The sequence below is a fragment of the Bartonella sp. TT121SHDZB genome (assembly GCF_042193415.1).
GTDB lineage: Bacteria > Pseudomonadota > Alphaproteobacteria > Rhizobiales > Rhizobiaceae > Bartonella.
This window is the reverse complement of record NZ_JBHILR010000010.1, coordinates 1-13682: the sequence shown is the minus strand read 5'-3', so window position 1 is coordinate 13682 and position 13682 is coordinate 1. Positions and strand designations below refer to the sequence as shown.

The following is a 13682-nucleotide window of genomic DNA, read 5'->3' as shown; positions in this document are numbered from 1 at the left end:
CCTCATGCTCATTTGAACCGTGCAATGAATTATCCCAATAAATTTGGCAGAAGCTCTACGCCAAAACCACCTATAAGAGAATCAACACAAAGCACACTTTATGGGTGTATAATGCATTCTGTATTTCGTGTAAAGAAAAAATAAAACCAATGCGTGCAATTATTTAAAAACACAATCGAATCTTGTGAATTTTAAAAATCAATCCACAAAGAGATGAATAAAAAAATGATTTAAATTATTGAAAAACAAGCTCTCAAAAACGAGCTTTAGAAAACATCAATATTATATTGGATAATATCAACACAGTATCAAAAAGGATAATAAACGCATGCAGCCCCCCTACACTCTTTAAAAGCCCTGAAAGTGGGTCAATTATATTGCATCACCCATAACAAAAATTTTAAGAAAATTCGCTTGAATGTAGAAAAACGCTCTCGTGCTTAAAACAAACTATGTCTTTTTTTTGCTCAATAAAGAAGACGAGAATCTTTTCAGAACAACACAAGTTGTTATAAAGAAAAAAGGCAGCACATTGTACTGCCTTTTCTAAAAAGTACATACTGTACCTTATATTAAAACTGATAACGCACTCCTCCGGAAAAACTTGTTCCAGAAAAACCAGCCTTATTAAGTTTATGTTGATAAAGAATATCAGCATGCAGAGAGAACTGCGGAAACAATTTGGCGTTAACACCTAATCCAGCCTCTAGAGAAGAACCAAAAGCCCCTAACTTGAAAGCATCATTGAAATGCATAGACTGTTTTCCTCCAAAACCATGGGCAAGATAAAGCTTACCATAGAAAGCAACAGTATTCACTTCTTCAGAGCCTGTAGGAGTTTTGGTTAAGCGTCCACCAACACGAGCCACCCACTGATCAAGTTTACCCATTTCAATATCAAAATTGTCGATATCACGGGCCTTATTAAACTGGAGATGTTGATAAACAACCTGAACCTGCGGATCAAAAACAAATCCCTTATATCCTGTAGCAATTGTCTGACCACCGGATAAAGAAACACTCAAAGGATCACCTTTCAATGTCGCTGTCTTACCCCGTGCAAGGGTGAGAACATCACCTTTGAACAGACCATAGGACAAAAGACCATCGACATAGAAGCCAACATTATGCTGCATGCTACCATATACTGTAGCAGTCCATTTATCAAATGCACTCTTCTGACTTTGCTCAACATTCAAAGGCTGCAGAGAAAGTTTTCCATAAGTCCCCATAACGCCAAAGGATATAGTACTGTCAGCATTTTCAATAGTTTGCAGCAGAACACCTGCTTCTACACCATTATAACTAAAATCACCTCCGTAACCATATTCAAGTGCGGAAAGATCTGAAGTATAACGATAACTTCCACCATAGCCGCGCAAGTATAAAGCAGGATTCTCACGAACATCTACTATTCCATTAGAAGTGGTCCGCAATGTCTCCAACTGCTTGTTTTGATTGCTAATATCCATCAAACCAGTATGGAATACGCTATTAGGCAAGATGAGATAAGTTGGCACCTGTGGAACAACAGACCTTACAAATTGTCCAGGAAGGGCAGCAAATCCAACAGATTTAACGTATTGATTCTCTAAACGGAAGTTCCAAAACTTGCCACCTTCCTTAACAAATTTCTGCTGAACATGCCCCTGTTTCGAAGTCGCTTCTGGAGCATAAGCACGGAGAGTGTATTTGTAAGGTGAGTTGATCAGTGCAACATAATCGCCCTCAAGTTGGAAGGAATCTTTCTTCGCTTGACCATAGACCTGAATAATTGAAACACTGTGAGCAATCTTAGCATTTGCTTGACCATTCCCTACATTGCCCGCATCACCTCGTACATGTATTTTTGTTTTTCCAGAAACATCACCATGAATGACAAGGCGATCAGTGACTTGCTGATCACTCGAATCATCAGGGTTTAAACGTGCATTGAGATAAATTAAAGCATCACCCTGTGCCTCATAAACTGTTCCTTTCCCATTTCCAATATGGAGAGTCTGATATTTTGCTTTAGATTCCGAAGGTTCAAAATAAATAGCACTATTTACAAGACTTACAAAAGAAACGCATGAATCTACACATCCTGAATCCGGAGTGCCCAAATTCTTCTGTGCACCTCTTGTTAAAATCCACTTTGATTTATTAATTAAATCTAATTTTGCATAAGAACTTTTATCAATGCGAACATCACCTGTAACAATAGAACCATCAACCGAGACTGATATATTAGAACTATTCTCGGCTTTCAATAACAAGTCACCAGTAAGAGTTGTCTTATTTTCTAATGAAACATGACCACCAGAATTATTACCATAGATCGCTATACCATTCGCAACTTCAAAATCAGTTTTTTTCAATGAAATTGCCCCTGTTATACCTATAAGTGTTTTCTCCTGTGTGGATACAGCACTCCGTTTAACAACGCCTGTTTGCTCAGCAGTATTGCCTTTTCGAGAACGCTCTACAGATTTTTCTGCGGTAATTTTTGCTAAATCCTTACTTCGATTTTGTTTACTCCCTTCCTTCAATGTTAGACCATCAAAATATATACCGTAGGTTCCCTCACCTTCCACCCTAACAATAGAAGACTCGATATCTGCGCGATTCATATTAGGACGAACCTCAGAAGATCTCCTTCTCCTAGAAGAGCCGGTCTCAACCACATTATCATCAGACTTCACAATCCACAAAGCATGAGCATCAGTCACAACATTCCCATTTTTAAACTCAACAGAACCATTATCACTCAACAGAAAAGCTGCACGCCCCAAAACCTTTGCGGAATCCGACTCACCTTGCATTTTTTTCGCAGTAATGTTAACTTTGTCTAATTTAACGCTACCCCCAGATTCTGATCTTACTGCCACTCCCTTTTCCAGAGTAATAGCCCCTGAATCCATGATTATCTCACCAGCCTTACTTGCCAGACCAGCTGCAGCAAAATCCCCCGTCATGTTAATTTTCGTATCCTTTAAATTAACAGATGATCCAGAATTTGCCAAAGCGCCTACATAATGAGCATTGACCATCCCAGCATTCATCTTAACCTTTCCACCACTTTTAGCTTCAAGTCCAATTACAGAAGATTGAATTGTTGAGTTTTTATCCAAAACAATCTCTGCTTTTTCTTCTGCAAGCACAGCACTCACAAGCGCAGATTGCGTCAAATCAATACCATTCTTCAAATCAGCAGAATCTGCACCACTAATTGTGGCTCCCTCTAGCTTAATAACTGTATTCTGATTCTTTGCATGCATAGAATGTTGAGTTTTATCCGTTGCCTTCAGTGTCTGTCCTTGTATTGTGTATGATTTACCATCACTACACGAATAAGCAACTTGCGATCTACCAGCTCCATTTTGCTCCATATTACTACACTGAGAAGAAACACCTCCATTACCAGAATGACCAAGCATAAGAACACGCCCAACAGGTCCTCCAGCAGTTTTTCCCGAAACCACAGAAGCAGAAGAAACTAAATATCCTTCATCATGCTCACTTGAATTATTAAGAAGAGAAATACTTATAGTTTCATCATCTCCATCTGTTGTTACCAATAATGTATCCTTTGTTTCTGAGACTGGAGTAGATGGAGACTGAACGGCTACCTGCTCAGACAATGAAGAATCTTCTGCTCCTTCTCCAACAGAAGAAACAACATTCTCACTTTCTAAAGAAAAATTCCAAAATTCGTTCCCCAATCCTACCAACTCAGAAATGAAAGGGTCATTTTTTTTCTTCTCAGCACGAAGAATATATTTATAAGGTGTACCCAGAGTAACATAAGAACCTTCTAGCTTGAAAGAATCCTGTTCTGCCTGTCCATAAACTTGAATAAGCGAAACACTGTTATGTCCACCTGAATCCGCTTGCCCTTTTCCACCTGAAATATCATTCACATGTACTATAGTTTTTCCGTCAACATTACCATTAACGATAAGTCTATCAGATACTTGAGCATTTTTCGTATCAGCCGACGCTAAATTTACATTGAAGTAAATTTTAGAAATCCCAGAAGCTGTGTAAACTACACCTTTTTCACTTTCATATTTTCCACTTCCAATACGAAGAGTTCGATATTCAATATCCCCAGCATTTTCATTTCTTAAAGAAGTAAAAAATCTAATATTACTATTTGCAAGTTTCATAGATGAAATACACGAATCCACACAACTCTTATCTGAGATATTGTCTGAACTTGGCAAACTACTATATAGATCCTTTGTTACATACCATTCCGATCCATTGGATAAAAAAAGCCTAGCATAAGAATCTTTATCAATACGAGCAGCTCCCATAATTAAAGAATCGTGAACAAAAACAGACAAATTGGAATCATTTTCAGCTTTCAATAGTAAACCACCTGAAAGAGTTGAGTCGTCTTTTAGAACAATGCTCCCCTCTGAATTATGACCATAAATAGCCACACCCTCTGGGACTTTGAGACGAGTACCTTTCAAAAGAACTGCATGCCATATATCCTTCCTCATTTCTTTCCATACTGCTTTATTTTCTCTTGTTATATCATCCTCCCCATCAAGATATATACCATAAGATTTACCGCCTAACTTAATAGTTGAATTTTGAATATCAGAAATCATTAGGTGGGTAGCTTTTTTAGAGAATGCAGTATCACCTGCAAAAGGTGAATTTTCTCCTAAAGAATTCTTTATAATAGAAGAAACCTCCCTAATGGCAGAACCGTTAGCATGGGGCGTAGTTATTATCCTTTCCCGCAATCTCACATTTCCACTATCTTCTACACTATTTTCCTCTTCTTCCTCTTCTTGATCTTCTTGATCTTCTTGATCTTCAAAATTTAAGAACTGACGATCAAAAACATCCATTCCAAATTCATCAGTTACCCACAATGCAATAGTATCGGAACCTTCAAGTTTTCCATTTTTAAAGGAAACACTCCCCCCATACGATAATAAACCAGCACTCTCGATTAAACCATTACTATCTCTCTCAGAAACTCTAACAATAGTTCCATCTAATGTAACCAATCCCCCATCTCTCGACATAACTCCTATTCCACCTGCTGGTATGGTCATTTCTCCAGAATTTACCAATATAATAGATTCCTTAGAACTCAAAAAACCAATTTCAAGAACATTAACCTTTACTTCATCTAAAGAAATCGTCCCACCATCTTCAGCCAAAGCAGCTATATGCGTACCTTTGATACTGCCCCCTTCCATATTGATATTTCCAGAACCTTTAGCTTCAAGTCCAATAAAAAAACCCTTAATATCTGATTTAATTAAATCAACATGTCCGTTTTCTACTAATACAGCAACCTCAGAGAGGAAAAGAGCATTATTATCCTCATTATCCTTTTCTTTAGAGGAACTATCAATTAATTTTACAACACCCGCTGCCCCTTCACTGAAAGAACCATTCTCACCCTTTACACTCATAATAGATACAGTATCCAAATGAAGAACATTTTTTTCTGCAGACTCCGCATTCTGACCCTTCACAGATACAGCGCTCTCATCCTTTTTTGCTATAATAATTCCTCCTTTTATCCCATAATTTCCAACATTATCGCAAGAAATAGCTCCATATATCATATCACCATTAAGACCTGCCGAACTAAGGTCCGCATTATCCTGTGCAGAACCCCTTGCACTCCTATTTGCATCTCTTATCTGTCTACGGGGTTGAGGACCTAGCCCACCTGGCACAGCAGCACCGTCAAAACCTAAATTAACACTTAAAACAGCATCTGGAATACCACCTGGAATAGCAGCTGCCATACTTCCTGCCGGAACAGCTCCTGGGATAGCTCTTGGAACTCCCCCTGGAACACCTGGAACTCCTCCTGGAACACCTGGAACTCCTCCTGGAACACCTGGAACTCCTCCTGGAACACCTGGAACTCCTCCTAGAACACTTGGATCTCCTCCTATACCGTTCATTAGAGCACCAAGATTAATAGCACCATTTTTCTTAGTAGTGTGACAACTAGTAATAGGCGAATAAGTCTGATCACCTAATTGCAAACCTCTAGAACTGTTGGCTCTACCTGTAGGGCTCGACAAAGTTGTGGATGTATTTGCGTATGATAAAGATGTTCCAAAGTTTGGTAATAGCAACCGATTACCCATCACCTCCATAGAAGTATCTACACCTTGTAAAAAGAAGAAAGCACTTGTTGTCAGTGCGTACAAACGTGTACGCTTTTTAAATACATTGATCATATGTCAAACTTTCTAAATAATGTTGCAAAAACACTAGAATTAAGTGAAAATGAGGTAAGTGAACGATTTGTAACATATGAAAGTCAACTTTACAACATAGTGTTATTTATTTGAGCTTCATTTTGTGCATAAAAATACCAAAGTTAAGTTTTTAAGTACGCAAACCTTTGTAATATTAGATAAAAGGATAAAATCACGATGATAAAATATATGAAATGGATGACTTCTGTTTTACTGGTTGCAATCAGCTTTGCAACGGTTTTATGGACTCATACGAGTATTGCAAATACGAGTACCCAGACAAATGTAACGATTAATCATGTTTCAGGCACGACTTCTGTTCCCGCTTCTCCGCAAAAGGTTGTTGTGTTTGATCTTGCCTCGCTAGATAATATGAATCGCCTTGGTATCCAAGCGGTTATTGGCCTTCCTGAAGGAAAAAAACCTTCCTATCTGCAACAATTTAATGATGAAAAATATGAAAGAATCGGTACCGTTTTTGAACCAGATTATGAAAAAATTGCCACTCTTCAACCCGATTTGATTATTATTTCCTCCAGAACTCAAGCAAAATATAAAGATTTATCCAAAATAGCTCCAACAATTGATCTAACCGTAGAAAACGAAAATTCTCTTGAAGATATTAAACGAAATGTGTCTATCCTTGGAAAAATTTTTGGCAAAACACAAGAAGCAGAAAAGGAAATTGCAAAAATCAATGAAGCTTTTGCTGAAGTCCGTAAAAATACCCAAGGAAAAGGCACTGGGCTTATACTCATGACCTCTGGTGGAAAAATCAGTGCTTTCGGACCAAAATCACGTTTCGATATTTTTCACTCCGCTTTTGGAATTGCCCCTGCAACCGATAAACTTACCGTGCAAAAACATGGACAACTCATTTCTCCTGAATTCATTCTTGAAACCAATCCTGATTGGTTGTTAGTGATTGATCGCGATGCAGCCATTGGACGGGAAGGACAATCCGCAGCACAATTGCTCAATAATGAGCTTGTTCACCGCACAACAGCGAGCAAACAAAACCAAATTATTTATTTGGACTCTTGGAGCTGGTATCGTGCAAATGGTGGTTTAACGGCACTCATTGAAACCGCACAGCAGATCAATGAAGCCTTTACAAAGAGCAAATAAGCGCACGAAAGAGCTTGCTTGCTATATAAATAAAATTTAAAAGCAGAGGTTGTTTATTAAGCAGTCTTTGCTTTTTGTAGATTTTGTTAGAAAATGATTTAACGTGAAGAATTACTGGATAACCATAACACTTCTAATTTTCCTGTCTATCCTCAGCATTTTTGTTGGTTATTCTGATGTCACACCTTCTAACCTTTTCGCAGCCGATCCCCATGCGTGGCTTATTTTTTGGCAAACGCGTCTTCCTCGTACCATTGCAATCCTTTTAGTAGGCGCAGCACTTGCACTTTCAGGCATGATTATGCAACTATTGACACGCAATCGCTTTGTCGAGCCATCAACCACTGGAACCATTGAATCTGCTTCCCTTGGCATTCTTTTTATTATGATTTTTTTACCCGATATCCCTGTTTTAGGAAAAATGGTCGTTGCGACAATTTTTGCCATGGCAGGCACTTTACTTTTTATGTTTTTATTGCGACGCATTCCTCTAAAATCTGCTCTCATTGTCCCCCTTACAGGGATTATGCTAAGCTATATTATTGGCTCTTTAACCAATGCCATTGCAGATTATGAAATGTTACTCCCTTCTCTTCAAGCTTACTTATTTGGCAGTTTTGCGATGGTTCTTGAAGGAAAATACGAGCTCTTATGGCTATCCCTTCCCCTTTGTATTCTGGCCTATTGTACTGCTGATCGCTTTACGGTTGCAAGTTTGGGAGAAGATTTAACCAACAACCTTGGATTGAATTATCGTGTTGTCATGTTTTTTGGTCTTTTTATTGTCGCCTCAATCACTGCTGTTGTTGTCTGTACCATTGGCCGTATTCCTTTTGTTGGATTGATTATTCCAAATATTGTTTCAAGTTTCATGGGAGATAATATGCGCTATACCGCTCCTTGGGTGGCCATCAGCGGTGCAGGATTGGTCTTGATTTGTGATCTTTTAGGACGAATCATTCATCCTTCTCTTGAAATTCCCATCAGCACCATAATGGGTGTAATCGGTAGTTTTATTTTTATGATACTGCTTTTACGCTGGAGAAAGCGTCTTGAATAGAAGAAGAAAAACAATATGTGTACTAACAACACTTATCATCATAGCATGCATTGTCATTAGTCTTTACATGACGTGGAATATCAATATTTATACATGGAAATTTCGTCTTACAAAACTTTCCTCTCTACTTCTTATTGCCTATGCAATAAGCGTCTCTACGGTTTTATTTCAAACAATCGTTAATAACCGTCTTCTTACCCCTTCAATTATGGGATTTGATCAGCTTTATATTTTAATAAAGACTGCCCTAATGTATTTTGTAGGCTCTCTTTCTTTGCCCTTTTTGAATGAAGAAGGACAGCTCGTTCTTGAAGCACTCATTCTTATTCTTTTTTCAATAAGCCTTTTTCGCTGGCTCTTTTCAGGAAGCCTAAAAGGGCTTCATTTGACGCTTTTAATCGGTGTTGTTTTAGGCGGATTTTTTTTCAGTTTACGGATGTTTATGCAATTGCAACTAAATCCAGACCAAATGATGAATTTAACCGATATTATGTTTGCAAATTTTAATAAATTCAATACACCATTAATAAGCTTTGCCACAATCATTGTCTTCATTGTAAGTTTGATTGGATGGCATTCCCGTCATCTTCTTGATATTTTGGCTTTGGGACGTGATAATGCCCTCAATCTTGGCGTTAATTACCACAAAAGTGCGACAGCTATCCTTATTTTTGTTTCCATTCTCGTATCCATTTCCACCGCTTTGGTAGGCCCCGTCACCTTTTTTGGACTGTTAGTTGCCAACCTTTCCTATGAACTTTCTCCTCAAGCAAAACACAGTGTTGTTGTCCCTATTGCAATATTATTGGCTATTATTTGTTTGGTGGGTGGACAATTTATTTTAGAACAAATTTTTCATATGGCAGGACGTTTAAGTTTTATCATTGAGTTTTGTGGGGGAATTGTTTTCTTAATGTTACTGATGAAGGGAAAACTAAAATGATTGAAATCAATCATCTTTCCAAGGCTTACGGAGCACGATTGATTATCGATAATTTATGCCTTCATCTTCCCAAAGGGGGGATTATTTCTCTTATTGGACCCAATGGTTCCGGAAAATCAACTCTTTTAATGCTGATAAGACGTCTTTTACCACACCATAATGGTACAATTCATATCGATGGCTTTGATATTGATAAAATGCCCCACGATATTTTGGCTCAAAAACTCTCAATTCTGCGTCAAGAAAATCCTTTGTCTTTTCGTTTAACCGTGTACGATTTAGTAAGTTTCGGACGCTATCCTTATTCAAAAGGCTGGTATACACATGAAGATAAACAATTTATCGACAGTGCGCTACGCTATCTGGGCTTACAAGATTTAAAAGACCGTTTTTTAGATGAGCTTTCTGGCGGTCAGCGTCAACGCGCTTTTATAGCCATGGTTCTCTGTCAAGATACCGATTATCTTCTGTTAGATGAACCATTAAACAATCTGGATATGAAACATGCCGTTTCCATGATGAAGCAGCTACGCCGCACTGCCGATGAACTGAAAAAAACCATCCTTATTGTTATGCACGATATTAATTTCGCCTCATCTTATTCAGATATGATTGTTGCACTGAAAAATGGGAAAGCGACCTATTGTGGAACTCCAAAAGAAATTATGCAACCAGAAATTCTTAAAGACATTTACGATGTCGATATTCAAATCAAAACAATTAATGACATCCCTATCGCTCTTTATTATCGATAATCATAAAGATTTTTTGCGCTTACATGCACTATAGAATCTGCTAGGGATAGTAAAATTAGCTTATTGGGGAATAGTTTAATGGTAGAACAGCGGACTTTGACTTCATCAATCTTGGTTCTAATCCAAGTTCCCCAGCCCGTATTTAATGATTGTTGCTTATCATCGGGTTTTGTATAATTTGAAAGCAGGTTTTTCATCAATTTATTTTTTTCAAAAGATCTTCAAAAACTTTCAAAGGTCATTTAAAATCCCTTTAATGCATATTTTTCTCTTCCTCTAAAATCGCAATTTGAGATGATAAGCTCTTGAGCTGGAGTTGGATTTTTTGAACCACATGTATAAGATGTGCTGACTTCTTTTATCTTAAATTGGCTAAAGATTTTTCAGACCTGAGGCACGTCAATTTGAGAAAGAAGAAACTTTCCCTTTAATTGCGCAAGCAAAGCAAACATCGTCTGGTAATCCTCTCGCTTAAACAAATCCTTTCCATAGTAATATACGCATATCTAGCTCTGTTTATGGCAATGCCAAGGTTTCCCATCATGCCAAGGTCTGGGGTAAAGCCCTATGGCAATGCAAAATTAAACAGTAAAAGTAAGTGTTATTCCCCCCCAAATGTGAGATTTATGAAAACGAATAATATTATCAAGATTACAGATACAAACAAATAAATGACAGGCAAGGAACGCCTTATTTAATAGATATAAACCTATCTCTAAAGAGAGAATCCATAAAAGAAAGCCGTGCCAATTGATATGGTACGGCTTTCAGATATTGATTATAAGATTCAAATGAACCATCCACAATGGAGTAATCAATACATATATACAAAACGTATCATATTGCAAGCGCTCTATTAAAGATATGAAAACTTATCAAAAGAAACGTAAATGACAGCTATGATTTTGATATCATTCATTAGCATTATAGAGCCTATAAACGCTTGCTAACTTTATCAATCCAATCAAAAGAAAATGCATCTTAAATGAATGTCTTCTCAATAAGGTTTTCATAAGCATTTTTTCATTTTGCACTCAAATGTAACTTCTTTGCAAATTAACCAGCTCAAATTTGAGTTGGCAAAATCAACCAATCCAATTTTGGAGGCGTTATCTTTAGAAGAGCCATCTTTAAACATTATAGCTTTTGACTCAAAATTGAGTAAAATCCCATACCTTAGATGTTACAATGGTTTTGAATTTTGCTGCCTCATTTTTTTTCAATAGGTGCCCCCAAAATTTTGGGAGAACTCATTTGGTTTCGTATTTTTAAACTGTAACTTTTAAAACGTTTTTTCTCACTTTCTTGCGTTATATCATGGAAAGACTTTCAATTTCATAAGACATAACATTGTGATTTCATTCTATATTGTGATGATAGTATCTATATAATGCCTGCCTATCATTTACTAACTTTTTAGTAAGCGTTTTAAAAAACGATCTTATCTTTAAATCCTTTTGTGCAATCTTTATGAACTCAATCTATAAGCTTATGATCGTTTCAAACGATTATTCCTTTTAAGGTTGCACTCAAATAAAGAGCAAAACACATCCCATTCTTAAACGTATGCAATTTATGTTATCGATAATTCCAAACGCCTGAAATTTAAAACAATGTGATTTGTGCTGTGACGTATCATAAAATTTATGACCTGTTATGAATGATAACCGCTTTTCATTTGAATGCACCCATGCGTTATAATATTTGCATCATGATTTGCTTTTTATGGTCTATACATCCATGGCAATCTTATATAAAAAATGATCAATTCAAACATGCATAAAAGTATGGATTCTTAAGTGGATTCATATAAAATAACTGCACTTAATATATTGATTTTATTAGTTTTTATGTACAATGTCTTTTTAACTTCAAAAGATATCAATTTCCTTGTAAAGAATATTCCTCCCATTCCAATAGAAGGCTCAATATAAGTGCGATGAGGGATAGCTTCTATGATTTTACAAGTACGGATCACTAGCCATGTAATAACGCCGACTGATGCCCCAAACCAATTAGACCGCCTGTGGAAACAGACAGGTTGTGGGGCTGAATAATGGAACAGCACCGAACGAATAAGCCCACGCGTCGTAAGTAAGCCTCTTAGCGTGCATAGCTTATAGGTTTTGGAAACAGACAATTATTATAATTCAGATATTATAATTCAGACGATTAAAGATCGGATCTCAGGCTTTTTAATCCAGTGGACAAACACGAATAATGTGTCCGTCCGGATCTTTGATTAGAAAGGTACGTCCAAATACATCAGTATACGGTTCCTTCAAAACATTTATCTCAACAGTGGTTTGCTCTTTCCATTCCGCATAGAGCTTATCTACGTCCTCTCCAGTAGGCAACATAATGCCGATTTCTGAAAAACGAGGTGCATTTTCCTCAGGCGTATCGCCCCCAGACCAGAGAGCAAAGAGAGCGTCCCCCGAAGAAGCAAATGCAACATAGCGTGGCGAGGTAAACACAGGTTCTTTCTTGAAGATGAATTTGTAAAAAGCCGTAGAGTACTCTATGTTTGAAACGTATACCAACTGTAGGTTTGGGGTAACAGGATAAGTAGGAATATTACTCATAAATTCTCCATGATTTAGTAGCTGTTGCCTGACAGGCATATACCTATTAGAGAATATTTCAACAAGAGTTTGTGATGCCTCCATTCGCGGTGTGCTCTATTTACATGTTTTTATTCGCTTATTGCTATATGCTAAAATATTGAGACCGCCACTACGGGGATTATAATGATATCCCTATCGCTCTTTATTATCGATAATCTAAAGATTTTTTGCACTTGCCTACACTATAGAATCTGCTAGAAATGGTAAAATTGGCTTATTGGGGAATAGTTTAATGGTAGAACAGCGGACTCTGACTCCGTCAATCTTGGTTCGAATCCAAGTTCCCCAGCCAGTGTAGCTTGCCTGTAGCTTGCCAGCAGGTTTTGTATAATTTGCCACTAGGTTTTGTACCAATTTATTTTTTTTCAAAGAGTTTTTAAGGGGTTCTCAAAGGGTCTTCAAAGACCTTTCAAAGATCATTTAAAGCCTCTTTTTCTTTTCTGCTCAAAATCGCAATTTTTGATGATCAATCATTGAGTTGGAATCGTATTATTTGAGAAGCAGCGTATATAAGATGGTATGACTTCTTTTAGCATAAATTGACTGATGATTTTTCTGTATCCTAAGCACATTATTCAGGACATTATTAAATAAGAGAAGCGTTTAAGGAATTCAGTCAACTTGACCAAATTGCTCTTCAGTATGCAATTGTGCAATGTTTGCACCATTGCTCCTTTGAGGAATTAGGTAAACAATACCTTATTGCTGTACTCATGCAATTGGATCAACTTGATCCTATTTCTCGTTTTAGCAATTGGAACAAGTTGTCCTTATTCCTCTAAATGCCCTTCATCACCAATCAAAGGGTAAACATTACCCTTTGATTTTCTGTCACTCAGAGGTTTCCTTTTCTCCTGCCTCTTTTCCCTTGTTTGGTGCCTCGAGTGTGATTTCTGTTGTGTATCCGCTTTGTTTTTCATAGCGGTGGGTGACGGT

6 protein-coding genes, 2 tRNA genes and 3 pseudogenes are annotated in these 13682 nt (G+C 37.3%); 6 read left to right on the top strand and 5 right to left on the bottom strand.

Annotation, left to right across the window (positions count from 1 at the left end; translation table 11 throughout):
• Window positions 1-572: 572 nt before the first annotated feature.
• Window positions 573-6212, bottom strand: coding sequence for an autotransporter outer membrane beta-barrel domain-containing protein (locus ACFIKI_RS06625; protein WP_375666424.1), 5640 nt, complete (start codon window positions 6210-6212; stop codon window positions 573-575).
• Between the two features lie 198 nt (window positions 6213-6410).
• On the opposite strand from ACFIKI_RS06625, the gene ACFIKI_RS06620 reads away from it, so the two are divergent.
• The 5 genes from ACFIKI_RS06620 (at window position 6411) to ACFIKI_RS06600 (ending at window position 10254) form a co-directional block, all read left to right on the top strand.
• Window positions 6411-7361 carry a siderophore ABC transporter substrate-binding protein gene (locus ACFIKI_RS06620; protein ID WP_375646496.1) on the top strand — a complete coding sequence of 317 codons (951 nt, stop codon included), beginning with the start codon at window positions 6411-6413 and terminating at the stop codon, window positions 7359-7361.
• 103 nt (window positions 7362-7464) lie between these two features.
• Window positions 7465-8421 carry an ABC transporter permease gene (locus ACFIKI_RS06615; RefSeq protein WP_375666422.1) on the top strand — a complete coding sequence of 319 codons (957 nt, stop codon included), beginning with the start codon at window positions 7465-7467 and terminating at the stop codon, window positions 8419-8421.
• A gap of 67 nt (window positions 8422-8488) precedes the next feature.
• Window positions 8489-9364 (top strand): iron chelate uptake ABC transporter family permease subunit, encoded by an 876-nt coding sequence (locus ACFIKI_RS06610; protein WP_375666420.1) that lies wholly within the window; start codon window positions 8489-8491, stop codon window positions 9362-9364.
• Window positions 9361-10119, top strand: coding sequence for an ABC transporter ATP-binding protein (locus ACFIKI_RS06605; RefSeq protein WP_375666418.1), 759 nt, complete (start codon window positions 9361-9363; stop codon window positions 10117-10119). Before ACFIKI_RS06610 ends, ACFIKI_RS06605 begins: the two co-directional genes overlap by 4 nt.
• 64 nt (window positions 10120-10183) lie before the next feature.
• Window positions 10184-10254 (top strand) — tRNA-Gln (locus ACFIKI_RS06600).
• 107 nt (window positions 10255-10361) lie between these two features.
• On the opposite strand, the pseudogene ACFIKI_RS06595 reads toward ACFIKI_RS06600, so the two are convergent.
• From ACFIKI_RS06595 to ACFIKI_RS06585, 3 genes and pseudogenes are all read right to left on the bottom strand, one after another.
• Window positions 10362-10610 (bottom strand): annotated as a pseudogene (locus ACFIKI_RS06595) (hypothetical protein); the annotation flags it as partial.
• A gap of 1388 nt (window positions 10611-11998) precedes the next feature.
• Window positions 11999-12082 (bottom strand): annotated as a pseudogene (locus ACFIKI_RS06590) (DNA adenine methylase); the annotation flags it as partial.
• A 232-nt stretch (window positions 12083-12314) separates the two neighbouring features.
• Window positions 12315-12704: a VOC family protein gene (locus tag ACFIKI_RS06585; protein ID WP_375612407.1), complete on the bottom strand. Its 390-nt coding sequence runs from the start codon at window positions 12702-12704 to the stop codon at window positions 12315-12317.
• Between the two features lie 260 nt (window positions 12705-12964).
• Here ACFIKI_RS06585 and ACFIKI_RS06580 point away from each other — a divergent pair.
• Window positions 12965-13038, top strand: a tRNA-Gln gene (locus ACFIKI_RS06580).
• A 539-nt stretch (window positions 13039-13577) separates the two neighbouring features.
• Here the strand turns inward: ACFIKI_RS06580 and ACFIKI_RS06575 are convergent.
• A pseudogene (locus tag ACFIKI_RS06575) lies at window positions 13578-13682 on the bottom strand (late control protein); the annotation flags it as partial.

Coding starts and splice junctions, on each gene's coding strand:
- ACFIKI_RS06610 (WP_375666420.1), top strand. CDS start 8,489: ATGACGTGGAATATCAATATTTATACATGGAAATTTCGTCTTACAAAA.
- ACFIKI_RS06585 (WP_375612407.1), bottom strand. CDS start 12,704: ATGAGTAATATTCCTACTTATCCTGTTACCCCAAACCTACAGTTGGTA.
- ACFIKI_RS06620 (WP_375646496.1), top strand. CDS start 6,411: ATGATAAAATATATGAAATGGATGACTTCTGTTTTACTGGTTGCAATC.
- ACFIKI_RS06625 (WP_375666424.1), bottom strand. CDS start 6,212: ATGATCAATGTATTTAAAAAGCGTACACGTTTGTACGCACTGACAACA.
- ACFIKI_RS06605 (WP_375666418.1), top strand. CDS start 9,361: ATGATTGAAATCAATCATCTTTCCAAGGCTTACGGAGCACGATTGATT.